The organism is Shewanella sp. KCT, from assembly GCF_007636505.1.
Lineage (GTDB): Bacteria > Pseudomonadota > Gammaproteobacteria > Enterobacterales > Shewanellaceae > Shewanella > Shewanella halotolerans.
This window is the reverse complement of sequence record NZ_LVDJ01000001.1, coordinates 173,798-198,878: the sequence shown is the minus strand read 5'-3', so window position 1 is coordinate 198,878 and position 25,081 is coordinate 173,798. Positions and strand designations below refer to the sequence as shown.

The window sequence follows — 25,081 nt, the reverse complement described above, 5'->3', positions numbered from 1 at the left end:
AACTTAGCTTATGTCGATAATTAATACTTCCGTTAAACGGCCGGTATCCGTGTGGATGTTTATGCTGGCGGTGATCCTCTTTGGCATGGTGGGTTTCTCTCGCCTGGCGGTGAAACTCCTGCCGGATCTCAGCTACCCGACCATCACCATACGTACCCAATATGAAGGCGCCGCGCCGGTCGAGGTTGAGCAGCTTGTCTCTAAGCCCATCGAAGAGGCCGCCGGTATCGTTAAGGGGCTGCGTAAGATAAGCTCCATCTCCCGCTCCGGCATGTCCGATGTGGTGCTCGAATTTGAATGGGGCACAGATATGGACATGGCGAGCCTGGAGGTCAGGGAAAAGCTAGACACCATAGAGCTACCCCTGGATGTGAAGAAGCCGCTGTTGCTGCGCTTTAACCCTAATCTGGATCCTATCGTGCGTCTAGCCCTCTCCCTGCCCGACGCCGATGCCCAGTCGCTCAAGCAGATGCGCACCTTTGCCGAGGAGGAGCTCAAGCGTCAGCTTGAGTCCCTTAGTGGCGTCGCGGCCGTCAGGCTCTCCGGTGGTCTCGAGCAAGAGGTGCATATTCAGCTCAATCAGGAGAAGTTGACTCAGCTTAACCTGAACGCCGATAAGATCCGCGAGCGTATCGCCGCCGAAAACATCAACCTCTCTGCCGGTAAGGTGGTACAGGGCGAGAAAGAGTATCTGGTGCGTACCCTCAATCAGTTCAACTCCCTGGACGAGCTGGGTCAGATCATCGTCTATCGCGACAATCAGACCCTGGTACGTCTGTTCGAGGTGGCCGACATCATCGACAGCCATAAGGAGCGTAACGACATCACCCGCATCGGCTCTGCCGAGTCTATCGAGCTGGCCATCTATAAGGAAGGCGATGCCAACACGGTTGCCGTGGCTCGTAAAGTCACTGCTAAACTTAACGACCTCAAGAAGCTAAACGAGAAGGCTGAACTTAAGGTTATCTACGATCAATCAGAGTTTATCGAGAGCGCAGTCAGCGAGGTCACCTCGGCGGCGCTGATCGGTAGCTTACTCTCCATGCTGGTGATCTACCTATTCCTCAGGGACATAGTGCCGACCCTGATCATCTCCATCTCGATTCCGTTTTCGGTGATTGCCACCTTCAACATGATGTATTTTGCCGACATCAGCCTCAACATCATGTCACTGGGCGGTATCGCCCTGGCGGTGGGGCTCCTGGTGGACAATGCCATCGTGGTGCTGGAAAACATTGACCGCTGTCGCAAGCTGGGAATGAATAAACTCGACGCCGCCGTGACGGGTACCAAAGAGGTGGCCGGCGCTATCTTCGCCTCCACCATGACCACCCTGGCGGTATTCGTGCCGCTGGTGTTTGTCGACGGTGTTGCCGGCGCGCTGTTCTCGGATCAGGCGCTGACAGTCACCTTCGCCCTACTGGCCTCCCTGCTGGTCGCCCTGACCACCATCCCTATGCTGGCATCGCGTGAAGGCTTCAAGGCCCTGCCACACCTGGTACAAAAACGCGAAAAGCCTGTGCTCGACACTAAGCTGGCCAAGGTGAAGCATTATGGCGCCACCGTGTGCTCCTTCCCCTTCGTGCTGCTGTTTAGTTATCTGCCGTCACTGCTACTGACCCTGGCCTTGATGCTGAGCCGCGCCTTTTCATGGCTTGCAGGCCTGGTCATGCGGCCCATCAGCCTGGCATTTAACTGGTGCTACAACCTGCTAGAAAGGGTTTATCACAAACTGCTACGCAAGGCGCTTAAGTTTACCTGGGTGACACTGGTCATCGCCCTCACTCTCACCTTGGGCACCATGAGCCTTATCCCAAGACTCGGCATGGAGCTGATCCCGCCGATGAATCAGGGCGAGTTCTATGTAGAAGTCCTGCTGCCGCCGGGCACAGAAGTCAGTGAGACAGACAGAGTGTTACAAAAGCTGGCCTTGTCTATCAAAGACAGGGAAGATGTAAAGCATGCCTACAGCCAAGCCGGTAGCGGCGGTCTGATGACCTCAGACACCTCGCGCGGCGGCGAAAACTGGGGCCGTCTGCAGGTGGTGCTGGCCGATCATCAGGCCTTCGATGCAGTCACCCATGTGCTGCGCACCACAGCCATACGTATCCCAGAGCTAGAGGCCAAGATCCAACATCCAGAGCTGTTTAGCTTCAAGACACCGCTTGAGATAGAAGTGATTGGCTATGACTTAGCTCAGCTAAAGCAGACCGCCGATAACCTTATCAGCGCGCTGTCAGACTCAGATCGTTTTGCCGACCTCAACACCAGCCTTCGTGACGGTCAGCCAGAGCTGAGCATCCGCTTCGACCACGCTCGCCTTGCCGCCCTAGGCATGGACGCACCAACCGTGGCGAATCGTATCGCCCAGCGCATCGGCGGCACAGTCGCCAGCCAATATACGGTGCGCGACAGAAAGATCGACATCTTGGTGCGCAGCGAACTCGAGGAGCGCGACCAGATAAGTGACATCGATTCGATGATCATCAACCCCAACAGCAACCAGCCTATTCCACTGAGCGCCGTTGCCGATGTCTCCTTGAATCTGGGCCCTTCTGCCATCAACCGTATCAGCCAGCAGCGCGTTGCCATCGTTTCGGCAAACCTCGCCTATGGTGACCTCAACGATGCGGTACTCGAGGCAAGAAGCATCATAGATCAGCAAAATCTGCCAAGCTCGATTCAGGTGCGCTTCGGTGGCCAGAACGAAGAGATGGAACACTCCTTCCAGTCACTTCAGATCGCCCTGGTATTGGCCGTCTTCCTGGTATATCTGGTGATGGCCAGCCAGTTCGAGTCGCTGGTACATCCGCTGCTCATCCTGATCGCCGTGCCCATGGCAGTTGGCGGTAGCATCTTCGGTCTCTTCATCACCCAGACTCACCTGAGCGTGGTGGTGTTCATCGGCCTTATCATGCTGGCGGGTATCGTAGTGAACAACGCCATCGTCCTGGTGGATCGCATCAACCAGTTGCGTGAGCAGGGTATGGCTAAACTGACGGCCATCGAAGAAGCCGCCAAGTCTCGCCTGCGCCCCATCGTCATGACCACCATGACGACAGCACTGGGTCTGGCGCCTATGGCACTGGGTTTAGGCGATGGCAGCGAGGTACGTGCCCCCATGGCGATCACAGTGATCTTCGGCTTGTCACTTGCCACGCTACTGACGCTTGTAGTGATCCCAGCGCTCTACGCCCTGTTCGATCGCAAGGCCTTTGACACGCCAGCCGAAGTCGTCCAAGAGGGAGAATCAGTATGAATATCACTCGATTAGCCCTAACGAGACCCGTTACTACCAGCATGTTCTTCGTGGCCATACTCCTCTTTGGTCTGGCCTCGAGCCGCCTGCTGCCACTGGAGATGTTTCCCGGCATAGAGATGCCGCAAGTGATGATTGAAGTCCCCTACAAGGGCTCAACCCCTGCAGAGGTGGAGCGTGAGATCACCAATGTATTGGAAGAGTCTCTCGCCACCATGGGCGGGATTGAGGAGCTGAGATCGCGCTCATCGCAAAATGGCGCCGAAATTGAACTCAGGATGAAGTGGGGCGAGAACGTCTCCACCAAGAGCCTGGAAGCCAGGGAAAAGGTGGATGCGGTGCGCCATCTCTTGCCTAAGGATGTGGAGCGGGTCTTCATCCGCCAGTTCTCCACCGCCGACATGCCTGTGCTGACCATACGTATCTCGAGCGAGCGTGAGTTATCTGGCGCCTTCGACCTGCTGGACAAGCAGCTGAAGAAGCCGCTAGAGCGTGTCGAAGGGGTTTCTCAAGTGAGTCTTTATGGCGTCGAGCAGAAACAGATAGAGATCCGAATCGATGCCGACAAGCTCAGCGCCACCGGCATCAACAGCACCATGTTGCAACAGCGTCTTGGGCAGGAGAACTTTATCGTCAGCGCCGGAACCCTCAGGGCGAACACCCGTGTGTATCAAGTGTCGCCAAAGGGTGAGTTTCGCGATCTCGACGATATCGCCGCCCTGGTATTGATCCCAGGCGTCACCTTGGGCGATGTGGCCAGCATTCGCTACGCCCTGCCCGAGCGCCTCGATGGTCGTCATCTGGATCAGAAATATGCAGTCGGTCTGGATGTGTTCAAAGAATCCGGCGCCAACCTGGTGGACGTGTCTGAGCGCGTACTCAAGGTGATCGAGGCGGCTAAACAGGACCAGCAGTTCAACGGTATCAAGCTGTTTATCATGGAAGATCAGGCCTACGGGGTGAAATCCTCCCTGTCTGATCTACTCGCTGCCGGTCTGATAGGCGCCCTGCTCTCGTTTGCCGTGCTCTATCTCTTCCTGCGCAACCTAAAGATGACACTGGTGGTGGTCTCCTCTGTGCCCATTTCTCTGTGTATGACGCTGGCAGGCATGTATTTCTTAGGCTACAGCCTGAATATCCTCTCTATGATGGGACTATTGCTGGCAGTCGGCATGCTGATCGACAACGCCGTGGTGGTCAGTGAGAGCGTGCTGCAAGAGAAGCAGCATCAAGGCACGGCAACCACCTCCCAGGCGGTGCTTACGGGCGTCAACAAGGTTGCCCTGGCGGTACTGGCCGGCACCCTGACCACAGCCATTGTATTCTTGCCAAACATCTTCGGCGTCAAGGTAGAGCTGACTATCTTCCTGGAGCATGTGGCCATCGCCATCTGTATCTCGCTGGCGGCCTCGCTCTTGGTTGCTAAGACTTTGATCCCATTGATGTTAACTAAGCTGCATTTCGAGATTGAGACCAATCCCAAGCAGAGCAAGCTCGAGTCTTTCTACGAGCGTAGCCTGGCGTGGATCTTACACAGACCCAAGCGTTCAGGACTGATTGCCGTGATCATCCTAGCCTCAACGGCGCTGCCGCTGAGCATGGTGCAACAGGATCAAAACGACGGTGAAGGTAATAACCGCCTCTACATCAACTACCAGGTAGAGGGACGACACAGCCTGGATGTTACAGAGGCGATGATCAACCGCATGGAAGATTACCTCTACGCCAATAAAGAGGCGTTCTATATCGACTCTGTCTACAGCTACTTCTCGGCCGACAGAGGTCAGTCGACCCTGCTGCTACAGGAAGATGCCGACATAGATATCAAGGCGCTGAAGCGCAAGATCCGTGAAGGCTTCCCTAAGTTCTCCATCGCCAAGCCACAATTTGGCTGGGGTAACGACAACAATGGCATTCGCGTCACCCTTACCGGACGATCCACCAGCGAACTGATCACTATCAGTGAACAGGTGGTGCCTATGCTGGCCAAGATAGACGGGCTCATCGATGTGCGCTCAGAGCTTAACAGCACACAGCAAGAGGTGATCATCGAGCTGGACCGCACCATGGCAGCGAGACTGGACTTGAGCCTGAGCGAACTTGCCCGCAGCGTGTCTATGGCCCTTCGTGGTTCGCCGCTGCGCTCTTTCAGGCACGACCCAAGCGGTGAGCTGCGCATCGAGCTGGCTTACGACAAACAGTGGCGCGAGTCGCTCGAAAGGCTAAAAGAGCTACCTATCGTGCGTCAGGGAAATCGCGTATACACCTTGCAGAGCCTGGCCGAGATCTCGATTCGTCCACGATTCGATACTATCCGCCACTATGATCGTCAAACCGCGCTCTCAATCGGTGCCAACCTGGATGAGATGACCACGGAAGAGGCCCAAAAGGCCATCAAACAGGTGATGGATGCGGTGCAGTTTCCTGCGGGCTATGGCTATTCGCTGCGAGGCGGTTTCCAGCGTCAGGATGAAGATCAAGCCATCATGGCAACCAACATGATCTTGGCCATCGCCATGATCTATATCGTCATGGCCGCCCTCTTCGAATCGCTACTGCTGCCAACGGCTATCATCACCTCGATCCTCTTCTCCATCACAGGGGTGTTCTGGGCGCTACTGCTGACCGGCACCAGCATGTCCATCATGGCCATGATAGGGATATTGATCTTGATGGGGATTGTGGTGAATAACGGCATAGTACTTGTGGATCAGATCAACCAGAAGACGCCTGAACTGGATCGTCTATCTGCCACCATTGAATCTGTGTGTATCACCCGACTGCGCCCGGTGCTCATGACAGTCGGCACCACGGTACTAGGCCTGATACCACTGGCTATGGGCGACACCCAGATTGGTGGCGGCGGCCCCCCATATGCACCCATGGCGATCGCCATCATAGGCGGCTTGAGCTTCTCGACGCTGACCAGCCTCTATCTGGTACCGCTCTGCTATCAAGCCCTGTATCGCATGCGCCATCAGGCCGCCATCAAGCTGGGTAACGCCGACAGGTTTACGCGCCGCATCATGCCCTGGGCTCACTAAGGCCGACAGGAAAGGCGCACAATTCAGACAAACTAAAAAAGGCTGCTTCTTGCAGCCTTTTTATTATGCAACTATATAAATTGATTCGATAAGAGAGAAAAAGGTCTTCCAATGAACAACATCTTACGCTTTGCACTGACAAGCCTGCTCATCGGCAGTTATGGCATCAGCATCAATAGCTTGGCCGACGAAGATAAGTTTGCCAAGGTCGAAATAACGGCCACCAAACTTACAGAACATGTCTATATGCTGACAGGCGCCGGCGGCAACATAGGCGTATCGGCGGGAAAAGATGGTCTGCTGATCATCGACGATCAGTTTGCCCCACTGGCAGACAAGATTAGCGCAGCGCTGGCCGACATCCAGGCGGGCAAGCCTAAATATATCGTCAACACCCACTACCATGGCGATCATACCGGCGGCAACGGCATCTTTGGCCAAACCGGCACCATCTTCGCCCACGACAATGTACTCAAACGCTTGGCCAGTAACCAAGACTTCACTAAGCAGGCCTTGCCCAGCATCACCTATGACCAGGGGATCAATATCCACTTCAATGGCGACACGCTCTCACTCGTGCACCTGGGCGCTGGCCATACAGATGGTGATAGTGTGATCTTCTGGCGTGATGCGCCTGTGGTGCACATGGGCGATCTATTCTTTAAAGACAGATTTCCCTATATCGATCTTAAAGGGGGTGGCTCGGTACTCGGTTACCGCGACAGCGTCGCCACCATCTTGGCCAAGGTCGATGACAACACCAAAATCATTCCGGGACACGGCGAACTGGCCAACAAACAAGATCTGATCAAGTTCAAGCAGATGTTAGACACCTCTATCGACTGGATGAACACCCAGCTCAAATCGGGCAAGTCGCTCGAGGCCATCAAGCAGCACGGCTTACCGAACGATTTACAGGGCTGGGGATGGAAGTTTATCTCTCAGGAGAGCTGGATAGAGACCCTCTATAACGGCCTTAAGAGTCAATAATCAACCCAAATATAGATGCGATTAACAGAGAACGAGTAGCAGCGATAAGGCTATCTACAAATATATTGACCTATAAATGAATAAGGCGCGGTTTAAGGACTGTGCCTTTTCCTTCCTAAGCCGTCTTCACCTACTGACCATTTTCAATCCTAATTTCACTTATCGCTATGGCTAGTGCCCAGCATAATCCTTCGACAAAACGGCGATAAGCCGAGACGAGCTGTCCCTAATTTTGTCAAAAAAGCACCTTAAAACAGCCACACATGAGAGCGATGACTAAACAGGCCAAAACACAGTTTGGCAACATAGATAAAACCTAGAATAGATGGGCAATTACAGTGATAATGACCGCACATAAAAAGAATCACAATTAGATACACTATCAGCTTGCGTTAATACCAAGCTTTCCTAAAATTTAAGCATCCTATCTAGCAATTGCATTGGCTGTCTTGGGGCCCCGGCTAAGGATCAAGTGTGAGTAACCGTAAGAGGAACTTAACACACAAGGAACGTAACATATTGGTATTAAACCTCACGGATGAAGTGTGCCTTACCGATAAACAAACCGATACTTTACAATGGCATTTTAATCATGCCGGCACCCTTAGTGCGGCCTATAAAGCGTTAGAAAATGCCCCCTGCCAGATCGCCATCGCCATCATAGATATCCCCCATCAGCAGGTCGTACAGCGCGCTATCGAACTACTGTCTGCGCGGCAACCAGGCCTACTCTGGTTAGCGATCTCCTTAGACAGCCCACAGAATATGGGGAACCTCTGTTTCTGTTTCACAGATTATTTCCTTGATTTTCATCACCTTCCATTAGATTGGCAGCGACTCGATCACACCTTAGGGCACCTCTGTGGCATGGCTCAATTAAATGAGCAATGGAGTAAGGAACAAACCACACATCAACCAAGGTCTTTCTTCTTTGGTGAATCAAGCGTGATGCAAACCCTGCGCGATAATCTCTATAAGATCGCCAAGTCAGATGAAACCGTACTGATAGGCGGCGAAACCGGCACGGGTAAGGGTCTGTGCGCCAACTTGATCCACTCACTCTCGTCTCGCAAAAATGGCCCCTTTATCACGGTGAATTGCGGCGCCCTGCCCCCAACCCTCATTCATTCAGAGTTGTTCGGCCATGAGAAAGGCGCCTTCACCGGCGCCGACAGGCAATACATAGGTCGAATAGAGCGAGCTAACAAGGGCACCCTATTTTTAGATGAAATAGGCGATCTGTCACTCGAGTTACAGATCAATCTGCTGCAGTTTCTTGAAGAGCATTATATCGAACGTATCGGTGGCCAGAAGTCCACTGAGGTGGATTGTCGCATCATCTTCGCCACCCATGTCAATTTAGAAAACGCCGTCGAAGAGGGCAAATTCAGGGAAGATCTATTCTATCGAATCAATATCATACAAATAGAGCTACCCAGCTTAAGAGAACATAAACAAGATATCCCTCTATTGGCTCAAGACTACTTAAGCAAACTTGCTCCACCCAATCGTCAATTTCAGTTTCACCAAGACGCGTTACATGCCATGACCAACTACCAGTGGCCAGGCAATGTGCGCGAACTTAAAAACCGCATTCAACGCGCCATCATCATGACCGAAAGCGACATCATCACCGAAGCCGACCTCGGCATTAAATTCGCTTGTTCGGCAAACGATGATCCCGATGTGGTCGATCTGGCGCAGCACAGAACCGAAATTGATACCGAACTTCTATTGGCCGCCATTAAGCGCAATAACCACAATATCTCGGCGGCGGCCCGTGAACTCAACATCTCACGAACGACTTTCTATCGCCTCATCAAGAAGTGCAAGATAACGCTATAGACAAGGTCAGTGGCACCAAACGAGGATCGACTTATGCCATCTACTCATTCGACAGTGATAGTCTGCCTATCTTTGCTGTTTTTTACTGCTGCCTGTCAGCAAAAAAATGACGACAAGTTAGAGAAGGAGCTCGCATACCTGAAACAGGAGATGGGCCAATTAAAACAGCAAGTGGCCATCATGGGCAGCCAGGTGAAAGAGATACACACCATTGCCATGAAGAGTCAGGAGCCGCAGCATAGAAGCCTGCCGACCCAGATTAACCCGGGCGAAGATGGTAAGCTACCCGCCTTAGGCGAGGCGACGGCGCAGGTCGCCATCATAGAGTTTTCCGATTATCAATGTCCCTATTGCAAACGATACATGGACAACACCTTCACCAAAATCAAGAGCAACTACATAGACACCGGTAAGGTGAAGTATATCGCCAGAGACTTCCCCTTAGGTTTTCACCCTAAGGCTAAAGGCGCTGCCATAGCCGCCAACTGTAGCCTGCAACAGGACGCTTATTGGCCCATGCGTGATGCCCTGTTTAAAAACATGAGACAGCTTGGGGACAAACTCTACCAAGATACCGCCACCCAACTCTCGCTAGACATGACAAAATTCACCGCCTGCCTGGAAGATCAAACCATCATGAGTAAGATAGAGCAGGATATTGGCTATGGCTCATCGATAGGTGTTCGTGGCACGCCAAGTTTCCTCATAGGTAAACTGGAAAACAATCGACTCATAGAGCCCAAGCTAGTGGTTGGTGCACAAAGCTATGACACTTTCAAAGCGGTGATCGACGGCTTAGAAAAACCGACCCAAACCAATTAACGGAACTAACTCGACTAACTCAACGAACTTAATCCTTAATTAAGCTAACTAACTCAAATCTGGCGCCGCAAAGCCCTTTAAAAAGACACTTATCTAGTATCACTTGGCGGCGCTTTACCTTCCTCACCCAGTACCATTTTTTCAAAAACACCATAAGCTTGGCCAATCATTAAAATCTCATCTTTAGTAAGCGTCATGTCCGGGTTTCATTCGGACAACGCACAGTGTTACACATATGTAACACCTCAGCTAATCCAATCGCCCCAAAAGCAAAGTAATCCACTATTTATCAAAAACTTATCTTTCTGGCCCAATGCTTGCTTTTATTAGGCCATCGATTTGGACGCTGCACCATGAGGCACCGTTTTATTCGCCATCAATGCAGCCACTAAAAGCGGCATACGCCGAAATAGTAGTAATAACCTAGCAACAACGAATAGGCACTTTGTCGAAATTGAGCCCAATTTCACCGACATAAAGTGATGAACTAACAAGACGTTTTATCCATATTAACTTGTTAATAAAGGTCAATATTATGAAACGATTTAAATCTAACCGGCTTGTCAGGGCATTGGGTATCGCCCTCATAAGCAGCGCCAGCCTCTATGGCGCTACCATAACGACCGCTAATGCAGGCCTCTTCCCAGGACTAGAGCGGGAATATTGTATGGCCAATGCCTATCTAGCCGAAGATGACAAAAACTCATTGCCCTTGGATACATTAAATTGTACGGCAAATGACGTTGAAATCACTGCAGTAACCAACCCAAGTATTAGCGAGTGTACACCCGGGCATATCATCACCTTTAATGCAGATATGACTGTCAGAACTAACGCGAACGAACGTTATGATACGACCTTTTATCTGCCATTAACGGAGCAGAGTCCTCAAGATGTTTCTGTAGAACTCTCACCTGGTGATAATCCCAATAACCTCAGTTTCCCTTACTACTGTAGTCTGCTACTTCCGAAAGCATCAGATGCTATCGATGAACAAACTTATGCAGATTTAGATATGGATGAATGTGCCGATATCACTAAAAAATGGGGAAATGATACATACGTTCTAGAACAGCAAAGTATTACAATGCTTTGTATTGATGAGGACAATGACAATCAAGCAGACTTCCACTACTGTGCGGCTTGGGATAACCAAGAGAGAGATAACTGTACTGTTGACGCCGATCCCGTACCTGGCCAAGTGCCTAACACCAAGTCAAAATGTAATTGTGATACACTTAATATCCCAATTTTCATCAAACCTACACCACCTACAATTGTCAAAACTCTAATCAGTGAAGACAGTTCACTTCCTGAACATGGTGGTACATTTGACTTTACAGTCAGCTTTACCAACCCTAACGACAAAACATCGCTCTATATTTCTGGTCTTTATGATGAAATAGATATTGATGGCGATGGTTCGTATGACGCAACTCTAGACCTATGGGGAGCTGTTACCGCTGTAGATGTAGAAACGGCCACCGAAGGTGTTTATCTCACAGCGAGCACCTGTAAACAGCCAGTTTCCGATAATGATCCTGTAGGAGAACCTGCCGGAGAAATAGGTCCAAGTAATCCTTACGGCTGTGCATTCTCTGTAACTATTGTTGATAGAACTGTATCCACTAATCCAGATCTATACGACGACGTAATTAGACTTCATTTATTAGATAAAAACGGTGACGACGTGACCAATGGTGAAACATGTCCATCTGATCTGTCTCCTGGTCCTGATCCTATACCTGGTCAATTCTGTAGTAATAAACAACAAGTTAGTATAACCAATAAGTTACCAGCGATTAGTGTTAAGAAGACTGCTACACCAGATGAAGTCTTAGAACCTGGTGGAATAGTAACTTACACCGTTGAAATAACTAGCAATGCAGGTACTTATGACGACCCACTCGTAATCACCAGCATCATGGATAACAAGTTTGGCGACCTCACAGATACCACTGCAAATCCTGATAGCACTTGTATAACAGGTCAGGATCTATATCTAGGTGTACCTTATACATGCACATTCAGCCATTTCATTGGTGGTCAGCCAGGATTCGAACACTCTAATACTGTTACGGCCAAAGCTAAGGACAATGAAGGCTTCGAAGCCAGCAATTTCAATCTAGCCATGGTCACAGTAAAAGACGTCGAATCTAAGATTGATCTTGTAAAAACAGCTGCGGCACCAGAAGTGGATGAGACAGGTGATGATCTTAATTTATTTAGAGATTTAGACTACACCTTTACCTTTACCAACACCTCTCCTGTTGACACTGTAACTTTCAAGAAGTTAGAAGATGTTCGAATAGATGAGCTCAACAATCCAATTGGTCCAGTTGAAGATATTACCGCTCTCTGTATTGTAGATGGTGTGCCATTAATGAATTGGATATCCCTAGCTCCTGGTGAATCAGCATCTTGTACTATCACCATGAAACTCCAAGGTAATTATGGCGATATGCACATCAACAAAGCCACTATCTACGGTACTGACGACGATGGTGTTGACTTAACTGCAAGCGATCCTGAAACCGTCACCTTTGTTGATTTACCACTGCAAGTCACACCTGAGTTTGCCATGAAAGCAACATTCTTTGTTCGCCTATTCAACGACAACGTCGATGATGTAGATGTCAAAGGATTTACATTGGCTGGCGTTCCGGTACAACCCCTCAATGCAAGTGGAAACTTCGTCATCCTAGATGAACCACCATATAGCTACGATGGTTTACATGGACCTTACGTTTTCTGTGGCAACCTCCTATCAATAGGTTTTGGTCAAACTGCAGAATGTGCATTTAAACTAAGACTGTTACCAGGCTTTGATACGCAAGATATTAATATGCTTGCAAATAGCCTACTAGTCACAGTTAATGACAACGATGGCGGCGGCGATAAGATCATTGCGATCAGCACTATCTCAATCGTATCCGATGAATAGTAGCTTCCAGCTATAAAACAAAAAAAGCCAAGGGCGATGCCCTTGGCTTTTTATTATTGGTATAGCTTACTTCTTACCGTTACCTTTACCGCCAGTACCGCCACCAGTGCTGTCGCTGCTCTGACTTATGGTCACTGTCGCCGTCGCCGTTAGCTCACCGTCGCTAATGGTATAGCTAAAGCTATCGCTACCCTTGAAACGCTTACCCGGTGTATATTTCACGCTACCATCGGCCAGCAAGGTTACGCTACCTTTACTACCTTGAGTCACACTGACCACAGTTAAGGTATCACCTTCAGGGTCACTGTCATTGCTCAGCACCGCGATGATGACTGATGAACCGCTAGATACCGATGCACTGTCGTTTACCGCAACCGGTGCTGTATTCGCTTGCTGAGCCACCTTGTACTGTGCCTGTGCGCTTGCTTGATATTGATTGTCGCTCTTGTCTGCCGCGCTAAAGCCCAGACCATAGGCACCTGCGGTCGCAGACTGCGCAGAGCTAACACTCACCACGACACTCGTACTTTGACCACTTGCTAGACTAACGGTCGCCCCGTTGGCGTTCCAGCCCTGAGGTACGGCTGCGCTGATCGCAAACACGGCATCGGCACAGCTGTCAGCATTCTGGTTTGTCACTGTCACTGTATAGGGTACCAGGCTACCCGCATCATACTCGCCTGCGCCACCACTCACGCTGACATTTGGTTGAGCCAGAGTACATTGCTTGGCAGGATCAAGAACCGTATAGCTGGCATTCGCACTGCTTTGTAGTCCCGCATTCTGACCATTGCTAGCAATCAGATTGAAATCAAATTGTCCATCGGCTGCGCTTAGGCTAGAAGTCACCGTTAGGCTGACGTTCTGGCTTTGGCCAGGAGCAAGATTTACCTTAGTCGCAGTTGCCGACCAACCCGCAGGCACATTGGCTGCCAAATTGAAGTCTCTCGCATCGCAGCTATCACTGTCTAGATTAGTCACTGTGCCTTGGTAAACCACTCCTGTACCAGGTGCAACCTCACCGCTGCTGTTGTTGGTCAGTACGAACTGAGGCGCTGCTAACACACACTGTGCAACTGGAGCCTGAACAACATAGCTAACCAGTCCGGTAGCCACTAGATTGCTATCTTGTGCATTGTACGCGGTGACATCTAGGTCATAGAAACCGTCGTTGGCATCGCCGCTCGAAACGACACTAAAGCTCACATTAGCTGTGGCGCCGGGTGCCAAGCTTAGGCTTGCACTGCTGGCACTCCAATTAGCGGGTACCTGAACGCTAACACTAAACTGAGAATCACCGCACTCTAAGCTATCCTTGTTGGTTACAGTTGCGCTATAAGTAACGGCTGTACCTGGTGCAACCCAATCACTGTTTTGAGAAAGCGCAAGTGTAGGATTAACCTGTACACATGTGCCACCTAAATAGGCCACGGTTACTTCTACCCCTGTACTATCAGCCTTTTCTGTTGTAAAAGTAACACCAGCATCATTGTCTGTATAACTTGTACCGTCAAGCAGTGCCACATCATCCAAATCATAAATAGCACTAGAAGGTGTTAAATCTAACAATTCACTACTCGCAGGGTCTGCCTGGGTTGCTAAATGCAAAACCACACCATCTGTAATCCCTTGCTTCCCCTGTAAAAATCCATCAAAACCAATAGCTTGACGATACTCAAGATAATACCATAATGGATTGCCTGTCAGACTATCTGTACCGCGCCGCACTTTTAACCCTTTTGGAGCTAGTTGCACATTAGTCTCATATGGTTCTAGCAAAAAAGTTCCGTCACTATCAGCAGTAATAATTTCCCCACGATCAGCAGACAACCAGCCTAAAAGTTCTTTGTTGAATGCTGTAAAGTGTCCTTCCACACCAAATTTACCCATTATGTCTAAGCTGTCGCCATAATCGACTGAATAGCAGCTATCACCGATAACATCGGTCGAACATTCAAGACGTTTTGCATGATAAAGTCCAAAATTATGACCCAATTCATGACCTATGGTATTCAATGTGAATGACCCATTTATATAAGCTCTTGACTGCGCTCCCCCTAGGGTTCCCATGCCAGTCCAACTACAGCTATTATTTTTAGGGAATAAATAAATAATTCGGTCATAAGCATCAGTATTAATACCGTTATTTTCGGCCTGCTGCTGCGCATTTGTATAGATATCCCAAGAGTCACAAGTGGCATTAATGGGTAATGTAAAATATCCTTGAACATCACCAGATAACCATGTCTTTCCATAAGAGGCTTCACGATAATAATCACTGACTCGCTCAAAGATCATGGTACGAACTTCATCAATTGACCATGGTTTCTCGTTAGCGTTATCTTGAAAATTGATCAATAAAACTAATGACTTTTGCTCTCCAATAGTATTCAGTTCTGATGTGGTACCAGTACTACTTACACTACTTGTACCATTACTTGTTTGATATTGAATCGCTTCAGGCTCATGATTTAATACAAGTGCTTTCTTTTGAGTAGCATCACTATTAAACAACCAGCCTTTAACACTGAGAGCCATACCACTCTTTAAAAATTTAGCTTTTGTATTGTCCGGTAAATGCAGCTCAACATGCTCATTATCTGTAATTAAAAAATGACGCAGACGATTTTCACCTGCTTCACCAAAATCTTCATAGACCATCTCCAGCTCACCGCTGATCGCCTTTTTCTGGGCTAGTTTGGCTTGGATCTCGGCGGGCATACCGCGACGCTTCGCCATAGGCAATACAGAAGAGACGACGCTGTAGGGATCGATTTCTAGAAGAGCCTGCTGTTCTACTTGTCTCGCCGCCACCAGTGCTTCAAGCTGCTGGTAAAGCGCGGCGTCAGAGGCATGAGATACACCATTAGACTTAGTGGCATCCAGGTATTGTGCCGCAACTGCTGAAAGTTGTAGCGTCTGAGTTTCAAGCTCCGACTTATGAGTCAGACGTGCCTGTTGCTTGGCTTCACGTTTAGCCTGAGCCGCCGCAGAGGTTTGCTCACCATGAGTGCCTGCATGCACTGGCATGATAGCCGACGCCGACAACAGGCCTGCGCCCAAAAGGCCCAAACCAAAGGTTTTTAGGAAAGTAGAATCGGTACGCGCAGCTGCGCAATGAACTGAACTCATAGCTTGGACCTCTCAAAGTCAACATCACTTCGAAAGCTCCAAGTACAAGTACTAGGCTCTATCAACGCTCATTCGGTAGTCCAGCCACCCTTTTGCAATGCAATTAGGGCCTGTGGCTTTGCGTACATTAATCTCTTAATGCTTGCCGTTTCGAGAGTGCTTTCGAACTTAACCTCCAGGCGGCTTCAGCCCAGAGAATTCGGGCATTCTAGCAATTATTTTTAGCGAAGCTCAACCGAAAATTTGATCATTTTTTAACCAATTTTTAAAACCCTATGGAAATCAATACACAATGAGTGGATAAAATTTACCAAAACAGCTGTTATTGGCGCAAAACTCGACGCGAGATCACCCAAACAGTCAAATTAGCTACCATTCAACCACCCAATAGATTAAAGCACTAAACAGACGTAATTCTATCCATCAGGTACAAACGACAGCGTCGAAATAGCACAGAAATGACTGCAGGGAATCTGGAAAATAGGAGATGACTTGAGGATTAGAGGGTCTGTTTAAAGTGGCGCAGTAACCAATAGACGGGGCGCAGATCTTTACCACCGATAGATCTAAGCGGTGCGATTAGATAGTTTAGCCATTGCCATTTAGCCATCTCTTGCTTGGACGCCTGCCAGAGTGACTCTCCGCCCGCGGCGCGATAGGCTGCAATGACAGGCTCGGCGATCTCAGGATGGGGCCCTATGTAACGGTACAGGCTGTGGATATAGACGAGGAGATCCCTGATCTGCTGCCTATGCATGTCACTGTCTTGCTGATTCGCCTCAAAATCGATAAAGGCAACATCTCCCTCTTCCCAGCAGATATCCCTAAGCGCTGGTCTGCCATGAGCCAAGCCTTTAAGATGCAGATGCGCTAACCCAGTCGCACTATCTTGCAGTATCTTAAGCTTCTCGGCCTCTGAGATGTCGGCATTTAACCAACCATTGACGGGCATGCCCACATCGGCAACCACCAGAAAAGCTTCGCCACTGGCAACCAGTTCGGGCACAGGGGCACCTCGCTTGGCGAGTTGAGTGAGGGTTGAAATCTCGAGCTGCAACGCCGCTTGGGGCTGTGACTTTAGCCAACGCATGGCGCCGGTCAGGCGTTCTGACTGTTTAAGCCAATATTTGCGGCCTTGATGCTCGAAACTGACTATTCGTTCGCCCTGATTTTCGACAAGTAGTTTATCAATCACATGTTGAAGGCTAGAAACAGTCACACAAGGTACTCCGGTAAAAGTGAAAAGGGATTATGTGTGCAAGCTAAGACAAATGCAATCTTCGAGGACCTGAGCGGGGAAACTATGAGCGACAGCAACTTGGCTTGAAGATAAAAAAATGAAGATAAAAAAGTGAAGATGAAACAGAAGACGTGCCGGCAGACACGTCTCTAGCTTGCCGCGCGATAAGCTACTTCTGAAGCAAAGCGCGACATTTAATACGAAAAGTAATAGAAAAAACGACTTACGCTTCTTCGTTCCAAGGGGTTGCCTTGTTTTCAAGCAGTACAGGGATCCCTTCGTTAATGGCATAGGCCAAACGATCGGCCTTACAGATAAGCTGCTGATTAGCTTTGTCATATTCAAGCTTACCCTTACACACAGGGCAGGCAACTATCTCTAAAAGTTTCTTATCAAACGCCATGTTAATTTCCTTGTTGTACGTTTTCGCGCCGCTTTAGCAGCGTTAACAATTGCTGTTCAAATTCTGGTGCTATCTTGGCATCTACCGGCAAATACCACCAGTTAGACTTTGCAAATTCGCGACATTTAACCGCATCTTTCTCTGTCATTAGCACGCCCCGACCCGCCGCAACCGTCTCAATAGCCTCGAGGCTGTAGGCCTGATGATCGTCAAAGGCATGTTGACCAATTGGATGAACCCCAATCTCGCTAAGGGTATCGAAGAATCGCTGTGGATTGCCTATGCCGGCGATAGCCACACTCTCATGACTCTCGTCCAGATTAGCTGTAACTACCTCGCCATCTGCCACGCTGCGCCAGTTGCCAGGCGCCAGCGCCATCTCAAACTCTTCGGGTCCACCACGCTCGCCATTGACTAAGGTAAAGTCAACGCAGCCTTGACGCCAGCGGCCTTCTCTCAATGGTCCGGCAGGCAACAGCAGACCATTGCCGAAGCGGCGCTTGCCATCAAGTACTAAGATCTCTATATCCCGTTCGAGTTTATAGTGCTGCAAACCATCGTCGCTGATGATCACATCCACCGCCTGCCAATCCATCAGGGCCTTACCCGCCGCCACGCGATCGCTACCTATCACCATAGGCACCTGGGTGCGGGCCACTATCATTGCCGGTTCATCGCCTACTTCATTGGCTGGCATGCCAGCGATAACCCGCTTACAGCCGGAAAACTCGACGCCATAGCCGCGGCTGATCACCCCAGGGCGATAGCCATTACGGCGAAGCAGTTCGATGAGATAGATGACCGTGGGGGTCTTGCCGCTGCCACCGACCGTGATGTTGCCTACCACAATCACAGGCACTTCGAGCCGCGCGCTTGACTTAAGCCCCAAACGAAACAGCTGTCGCCTGAGACTTGTCAGCAGATAAAACAAGCCACTTAGAGGCAGAAGCAACAGTACAAGCAGCCAGTGAACACCGGCCTGCCTGTCATACCAGAGACGATTAACCAACGCCTGCATTGTGCTTAGCTACCAAACTGCATCTGGTACAGGTTGTAATAGATCCCCTGCTTGGCAAGTAGCTCGCTATGGGTGCCGCGCTCGACCACCTTACCCTGATCCACCACCAAGATCTGATTGGCATTTTCGACGGTCGACAGACGGTGAGCGATCACGATAGATGTACGGTTCTGTCTCAGGTTATCCAGACCCGTCTGAATAGCCTTCTCCGACTCGGTATCCAGCGCCGAGGTTGCCTCATCGAGGATCAAGATAGGCGCATCGCGCAGTATCGCCCTGGCAATGGCGATACGCTGGCGTTGACCACCCGAGAGCATGACGCCGTTTTCGCCGACCTGGGTATAGATCCCCTCGGGCATCTTGCTGATAAACTCCCAGGCATTAGCGAGCTTAGCCGCATCGATGATCTGCTCCTCGGTGACCTCGCCCGGATAGGCATAGGCGATGTTCGCTGCTATGGTATCGTTGATCAGCGTGACCTGCTGTGACACCAATGCCACCTGACGGCGCAGCGCCGCCAGCTTGTAATCTCTCAGGCTGACATCATCCAAGCGAATATCACCGCTGTCGAGATCCGAATAGAAGCGGGTGATCAGGCTGGCAATGGTCGACTTACCCGAGCCACTGCGTCCCACCAGGGCCAGGGTTTCACCTGGATTAACCTGAAAATCCACCTCTTTTAACGCCAAGCCTTCCTGATTGTTGTAGCGGAAGTTGACCTTATCGAAACTCAGGCGACCCTCGACTCTTTTGGTCTCGAAGGTGCCGTTATCCACCTCGGCCGGGGTATCTAACACGGCAAAGATGGTGCTACAGGCCGCGATACCACGCTGAAACTCGGCGTTGACGCGGGTCAGACTCTTAATTGGCTGCAACATGGCGAGCATGGCCGCCAAGATAGTGGCGAAGGTACCCGCGGTAAGGTCGGCACGCATGCTCTCAAGACTCGATGCATAAAGCACAAAGGCCAGCGCCAGTGAGCCGATGACCATCACCAAGGGCTGACTGATCGCCTGGGCCAGAGCCAGCTTCATGGTGCGCGAACGGTTATCGTCATTCACCTTGGCGAAACGTTGCGACTCCGCCTGTTGACCACCGAAGACCAACACGTTTTTATGGCCCTTGATCATCTGCTCGGTAACTGAGGTCACGCCGCCCATGGCGGTCTGGATCTGTTTAGAGACCTTGCGGAACTTACGGCTAACCACGGCAATTACCAAGCCGATAAGGGGCCCGACAATCAGAATACAGAGCGAGAGTTTCCAGGAGTTATAGAACATCACCCCCAGCATGCCGATCACTGTGATACCGTCACGCACTATGGTGATCAGCGCACTGCCAGATGCCCTGGCGATCTGCTCGGTATCGAAGGTCACCCGGGAGATCAAGTTACCGCTGCTTTCGGCGTCGATATAGCTCACCGGCAGTCTCAGGTAATGCTCAAACACCTGCTGACGCATATCCATGATCATGCGCGCGCTGATGTATGAGATCCCATAGGTGGAGAGAAAGTTAGCCAGGCCCCTCAGGGTAAACAGGCCAATCACCACGAAAGGCGCGGTCTTGAGCACGTCGCTGTCGGAGTTAAAGCCGCCGCCCATGCCAAGGTCGACCCCTTCAACCAAGCCAGGCGTGGTCGGCACATTGCTGGCAAAACCTTGATCAATAAAAGGTTTAATTGAATAAATAAAGGTTGCGTCCACCAAGCCGTAAAGCACTAGGCCGAACACAGACAAAAATAACACCCCTTTGAGCGGGACAAGATAAGTGAGCAGTCTGAGAAAAACGCTGCCAACTTCACTTTTCGAAGAATTTGTCATTCAGGATTCTATCGTAGGTGCAAAAAAGCGTATTCTACTCTGGATTGCCAAACTCACCAAATTCAAAGCGTTGATTGTACCAAAATGGCGCCAGATCCCGGCGATAGCCCAGTACGGTAATGCCCTGCTCATCCAGTTTTAAACTCAGCTGACCGTTATCCCCCGTGCTGTATTGAAGCACCTTTTGATCGCGTTGGTCGCGAAAACGTCTCACCACCTCAGCCTTGGGAAAGCCATAGCGATTATTGAATCCGGCGGCGTAGAGCACGATATCGGGTGCGCTTGCCCGAATAAAGGCCCCGCTCGATGAGGTATTACTGCCGTGATGGGCCGCGATTAGCACTGTGCTGTCAACCTCGGCGCTCTGGGTCAGGAGTGACTGCTCACCCTCACTCTCGATATCTCCGGGGATGAGTACACTTCGCCCACCGTCACTTATCCGCACAACACAGGAGCCGTTATTACCTTGCTGCGGCTCACGCGGGCCCAAGAGCTCAAGGCTTAACCCCTGCCAGTTGAGGCTTTTAGGACGGCAGTCGATAGCGCCAGGATAGCTGAGATCTGTCACCAGCTTCACCCTTGGGTAGTGCCTTAACAGATAATCGGCGCCGCCGGCATGATCGTTGTCCCCATGGCTAAGCACCAGATAGTCCAGCTCACCTATGCCGCGGTAGTACAAGAAGGGCACTATGACCCTCTGTGCATAACTAAAATGCTCACCGAAGGCCGCGCCAGTGTCATAGATCAATGCCCGCCCCTGTTTCTCAACCACCAGGCTGAGTCCCTGCCCGACATCAAGCAGGTGCACCTGCCAGCTTTTAGGGTCCGTCAATCTCTGTGGTAAAAACCAGAAACACAGGGGCATGAACAACACAGGAATCATCCAGCGCCAGGCGCCGGAGGCGAGTCGCCAAAGGATAAGCCCGAGCAGGCCAAACATTAAGGCTGAGATCAGCTGCATCGAGGCTGGCAGCCAGTGAAGCGGTAGCTCCCCTAGGCAGTCGAACGCCAGGGTCATAGGTGAAATGGCAAGATCCAACAGATAAAGCGGCAGGCTAACGGACACGCCAAGATAAATGCCGATTATCCAGGTTATCAGCGCCATGAAACTTAGGGGGATCACCACCAAACTAAACCAAGGCACAAAGATAAGGTTAAATATCAATGCGTAGGGCGCAAAGCCGCCGAACAATAGCCCCTGCAGCAAGCCTAGCGATAGACTCAGGCGCCACTGGATCTGCCACATCTGCTTAAGGCGCCATTTCAGCCGTTGCCAGCTTGATAAGCGCTCATCAGCCGCAGGCCATGATTGCGTAAACCAGAGAATGATGGCGAGCGCACCAAAGGAGAGCCAAAGCCCGGCGCCGAGAATACTTAAAGGGTCCAACAACAATACGATGAAAAGTGCCCATAACAGCCGCTCGAAAGGCGATGCATAGCGGCGGATTAGACCAAGTAGGATCACCATCACCAACATGATCAGCGCCCGCTGGGTCGGCAGTCCTAGTCCGGCGAGAAAGGCATAGAAACCACAGCAAACCAGCGCCACCAGAGCGATGGCCTGACGATTACCGAGTCCCAGACGAGGAGTGAGCCGCCCTAACAGATAGCCACCCAGCCCCATCACCCAGAGCGCTAGCACAGACAGATGCAGCCCTGAGATGGTTACCAGGTGTCCAGTGCCACTTTGCCTCAGCCCCTGCCAATGTGCATCGCTTATCTGCTGTTTATCGCCCAGCATGAGCGCCAGCATCAGGTCGCCATTAGGGAGTGTGGCCACTTCCTGGCTTAACTGTGTCAGCAATTTCGCCCGCATGCCCTGTGGTGGTGACAGGCGCTTGGCCGCAATGACTCTGCCCTTGCCTATGATGTGCTTCGAGAGCAGATAGGCCTGCTGATTAAATCCTCCTTGGTTAAGCACACTGGTGATGGGCTTTGGGGCAAGCGTGAATTGCCACACTTCACCTATGGCGACTTTTTGTTCGCTTTGCCAACGTAAGCGTAAATATTTGTCAGGAAAATGAAAAGGATGGTCCGTTAAAATACGAATATCGGCATTTATCCGGTCGCCGTTTCGATAAACTAGTGATATGATTTCGCCCCTTACTGATGGCAGCTCGCTCGATTTATCAGGCGTAAAAACCAAAAGTTGGTGGCAAAATAGACTCATCCAAGCTATAGCCAGAAGGCTACCGGCCAATAATTTCGACCATTTCAGCATGACGACGGCAATAACCAAGACCGCCCATGCAAGGGGAAAGGTTGGCAAGGTAGGCCAGAGCAGCGCGGAGATGAGCGTGGCACAATAGCCAAACATGAATCGATTCATAATGAATAATTTAAGACTGCAACACTAAGCTATGCCAAAAAAATTCATTCAACGATATATGCCCAAGCCTGAGACGCTGCAGAATCATAAGCACCTGCAGATGTTCGGTAAGTTGCTCCACAAGCCTAACCTTTGGGCCCTGAATCGACGCTCCGCTCCCCTCGCCTTTGCGGTCGGCCTGTTTGTCGCCTGGATCCCCATGCCATTTCAAATGGTATTGGCTGCAGCGCTGGCAATCCTGTTCAACTGTAACTTGCCTGTCGCCGTCGCCTTGGTGTGGGTCACCAACCCTGTCACCATGCCCTTTATGTTCTATGCCGCCTACCTCTTTGGCGCCAAACTACTCAACCACCCTCCCCAAGAATTTGCCTTCGAAGCCAGCTGGCAATGGATCGAGGCCTCACTCTTCACTATAGGCCCGCCGTTTTTGCTCGGCTGTCTGGTGTTTGGGATCATCTTTTCCGCCGTGGGTTACTTTGTCGTCCACAACCTGTGGAAATACTCGATCTTGTTCAAGTGGAAGAATCGCACTAAGTAGCGAACTACTGCCGCCTTCCGCCTTTGATCTGATCACAAGCCCCAATGGATCTTGCTACCAAGCATTGAGTTAAGTCTGGCATTGAAACTTAGCCGGGCTGTCACGGTGATAAGCTTTTGTTAACCAAATCATCGCGCTATTTTAGCCGATCACACTGCACACTACGCTTACTGCAGCATGAGCTGCTGCAATTGTCACTTCGCATCTAAGAGAAACTTAAGATAGAATAAACAAGTTGATCACAAAGTTGACGCTTTGTATCTACAGAAAAGACATGCCTTGGATGACGTCGCTCGTTAGAATAATCACAAAAAATGCAGGAAGGCCATGCACTTAAATTCAAATAGAAAACATGTTGCGATCTTCGCACTGCTCTCCTGCTTGTTTCTGCTCGCCTCTGTGATCACCATCAGTGCACTAACAAAATACTTTGTCGACAATGAGATCCAGCAAGAAGAGGAAAATCTGCGCAAGAACCTGGCGCTGATCCGCTTTAACTTCGAGGCCACCATCTACAAAGACACCTATCTGGCCGATAGCCTGGCCACTGTGGTGACCATAGATCCCGAGTTTGCCATGAAAAACTGGCATGTGATCGCCGCTAAATTGCTCGACAAGGCGCAATACGTGCGCAACGTCGCCATCGCGCCAAACAATGTTATCTCCTTAGTCTATCCCCTAGAGGGCAACGAAGCGGCCGTTGGCTTCGATTTTCGCACCCAGCCAAACCAGCTAAAGACAGTGTTACTGGCCAAGGAGCAGCAGTCGGTGTATATCGCCGGCCCGGTAAATCTAGTGCAAGGCGGATTGGGACTCATCGCACGCTACCCTATCTTCGCCGACTACCCCAAAAACACCCAATACTGGGGCGGGGTGAGCGTAGTGATGAACTATAACCAGTTAATCCATGACACAGGGATCACCCAGTTTCAGGGCGGCGATATCGCCATCAAGAAACAGATCACCGCCAACGAACCCGAACAGGTTTTCTACGGTGATGCCAGCATCTTCGACAATGCTGATGTGATCTACCCCATCAAGTTACCCAGCGCCACCTGGAATATGGCAGCAAGGTTTCATATCGAGAATCTCGAACGCATCGGCCAGCTGCGCCTGGGCATAGGCGGTATCGGCACGATCGCGGCCTTTACCTTGTATATGCTGATGCTACTCCTGTTTCGCAACTATCAGCACACCCACAGGGCGGCGCTGCACGATGAATTGACTCACCTACCTAATCGGCGCTTCATCATCAACGAACTCGACCGTCTGATGAACAAACCAAACCAGCCCCCTTTTACCCTGCTCAACATAGATCTCAACGACTTTAAAGGGGTTAACGACGAGCTTGGGCATGAGGCGGGCGATGAGCTGCTAAAATATATCGCCAATCGTCTTGTGACAGAGGTTGGTATTAAGGGCTCGGTCGCGCGATTTGGCGGCGATGAGTTTCTGATCTTGCTCTATGAGCTTACCGACATGCAGGAAATCGAGGAGATCATGGCGCATATCACCCAGGCGATAGAATCCCAGCCCTTTAGCTGGCAGTCACAGCAGCTGACGCCCTCACTCAGCATAGGCTATGCAATCTATGATGGTCAGAATGCCGACATCAAAGAGTTACTCTCAGATGCCGACAAGCGGATGTATCAACAAAAACGCGCCTACCGGGAAAGTCGCTAAAGACTATTCCTAAT

The 25,081-nt window shown here is 50.5% G+C and carries 14 protein-coding genes and 1 riboswitch; of the genes, 8 read left to right on the top strand and 6 right to left on the bottom strand.

All coding sequences use genetic code 11. The annotated features are described in order from the left end of the window. The first annotated feature begins 10 nt into the window (after nucleotides 1–10). From AYI87_RS00920 to AYI87_RS00895, 6 genes are all read left to right on the top strand, one after another. Nucleotides 11–3,259 (top strand): efflux RND transporter permease subunit, encoded by a 3,249-nt coding sequence (locus AYI87_RS00920; protein WP_144198812.1) that lies wholly within the window; start codon nucleotides 11–13, stop codon nucleotides 3,257–3,259. After that, nucleotides 3,256–6,303, top strand: coding sequence for an efflux RND transporter permease subunit (locus AYI87_RS00915; RefSeq protein ID WP_144198810.1), 3,048 nt, complete (start codon nucleotides 3,256–3,258; stop codon nucleotides 6,301–6,303). The genes AYI87_RS00920 and AYI87_RS00915 overlap by 4 nt, the downstream gene beginning before the upstream one ends. Nucleotides 6,304–6,414: 111 nt before the next feature. Next, on the top strand, nucleotides 6,415–7,293 hold the full coding sequence (locus tag AYI87_RS00910) for an MBL fold metallo-hydrolase (protein ID WP_144198808.1): 879 nt from the start codon (nucleotides 6,415–6,417) through the stop codon (nucleotides 7,291–7,293). A 474-nt stretch (nucleotides 7,294–7,767) separates the two neighbouring features. Beyond that, the gene (locus AYI87_RS00905) at nucleotides 7,768–9,138 is read left to right on the top strand and encodes a sigma-54 dependent transcriptional regulator (protein ID WP_144198806.1); all 1,371 of its coding nucleotides are present in this window, start codon (nucleotides 7,768–7,770) and stop codon (nucleotides 9,136–9,138) included. A gap of 33 nt (nucleotides 9,139–9,171) precedes the next feature. Next, nucleotides 9,172–9,960: a DsbA family protein gene (locus AYI87_RS00900; protein ID WP_144198804.1), complete on the top strand. Its 789-nt coding sequence runs from the start codon at nucleotides 9,172–9,174 to the stop codon at nucleotides 9,958–9,960. A gap of 535 nt (nucleotides 9,961–10,495) precedes the next feature. Then, nucleotides 10,496–12,904 carry a hypothetical protein gene (locus AYI87_RS00895; RefSeq protein WP_260865040.1) on the top strand — a complete coding sequence of 803 codons (2,409 nt, stop codon included), beginning with the start codon at nucleotides 10,496–10,498 and terminating at the stop codon, nucleotides 12,902–12,904. Between the two features lie 66 nt (nucleotides 12,905–12,970). Here AYI87_RS00895 and AYI87_RS00890 read toward each other — a convergent pair whose 3' ends face one another. The 6 genes from AYI87_RS00890 to AYI87_RS00865 all read right to left on the bottom strand — a co-directional run bounded on the left by AYI87_RS00890 (nucleotide 12,971) and on the right by AYI87_RS00865 (nucleotide 22,834). After that, nucleotides 12,971–16,036 carry an Ig-like domain-containing protein gene (locus AYI87_RS00890; RefSeq protein ID WP_144198800.1) on the bottom strand — a complete coding sequence of 1,022 codons (3,066 nt, stop codon included), beginning with the start codon at nucleotides 16,034–16,036 and terminating at the stop codon, nucleotides 12,971–12,973. A 71-nt stretch (nucleotides 16,037–16,107) separates the two neighbouring features. Next, nucleotides 16,108–16,193, bottom strand: a riboswitch (cyclic di-GMP riboswitch). A 342-nt stretch (nucleotides 16,194–16,535) separates the two neighbouring features. Continuing rightward, nucleotides 16,536–17,255: a lipopolysaccharide kinase InaA family protein gene (locus AYI87_RS00885; protein ID WP_144198799.1), complete on the bottom strand. Its 720-nt coding sequence runs from the start codon at nucleotides 17,253–17,255 to the stop codon at nucleotides 16,536–16,538. Nucleotides 17,256–17,499: 244 nt separating this feature from the next. After that, nucleotides 17,500–17,679 (bottom strand): Trm112 family protein, encoded by a 180-nt coding sequence (locus tag AYI87_RS00880; protein ID WP_011865439.1) that lies wholly within the window; start codon nucleotides 17,677–17,679, stop codon nucleotides 17,500–17,502. Nucleotide 17,680: 1 nt separating this feature from the next. Further along, complete coding sequence (gene lpxK / locus AYI87_RS00875; RefSeq protein WP_144198797.1) at nucleotides 17,681–18,697, bottom strand: tetraacyldisaccharide 4'-kinase; 1,017 nt, start codon at nucleotides 18,695–18,697, stop codon at nucleotides 17,681–17,683. Between the two features lie 5 nt (nucleotides 18,698–18,702). Next, nucleotides 18,703–20,517, bottom strand: coding sequence for a lipid A export permease/ATP-binding protein MsbA (gene msbA / locus AYI87_RS00870; protein ID WP_144198795.1), 1,815 nt, complete (start codon nucleotides 20,515–20,517; stop codon nucleotides 18,703–18,705). Nucleotides 20,518–20,551: 34 nt separating this feature from the next. Further along, a complete protein-coding gene (locus tag AYI87_RS00865) occupies nucleotides 20,552–22,834 on the bottom strand; it encodes a DNA internalization-related competence protein ComEC/Rec2 (protein ID WP_260865039.1) in 2,283 nt (760 codons plus the stop codon). 43 nt (nucleotides 22,835–22,877) lie between these two features. Here AYI87_RS00865 and AYI87_RS00860 point away from each other — a divergent pair, with 43 nt between their 5' ends. Beyond that, nucleotides 22,878–23,384: a DUF2062 domain-containing protein gene (locus tag AYI87_RS00860; protein WP_011865435.1), complete on the top strand. Its 507-nt coding sequence runs from the start codon at nucleotides 22,878–22,880 to the stop codon at nucleotides 23,382–23,384. A gap of 327 nt (nucleotides 23,385–23,711) precedes the next feature. Next, nucleotides 23,712–25,067 (top strand): diguanylate cyclase domain-containing protein, encoded by a 1,356-nt coding sequence (locus tag AYI87_RS00855; protein WP_144198791.1) that lies wholly within the window; start codon nucleotides 23,712–23,714, stop codon nucleotides 25,065–25,067. Nucleotides 25,068–25,081: the final 14 nt, after the last annotated feature.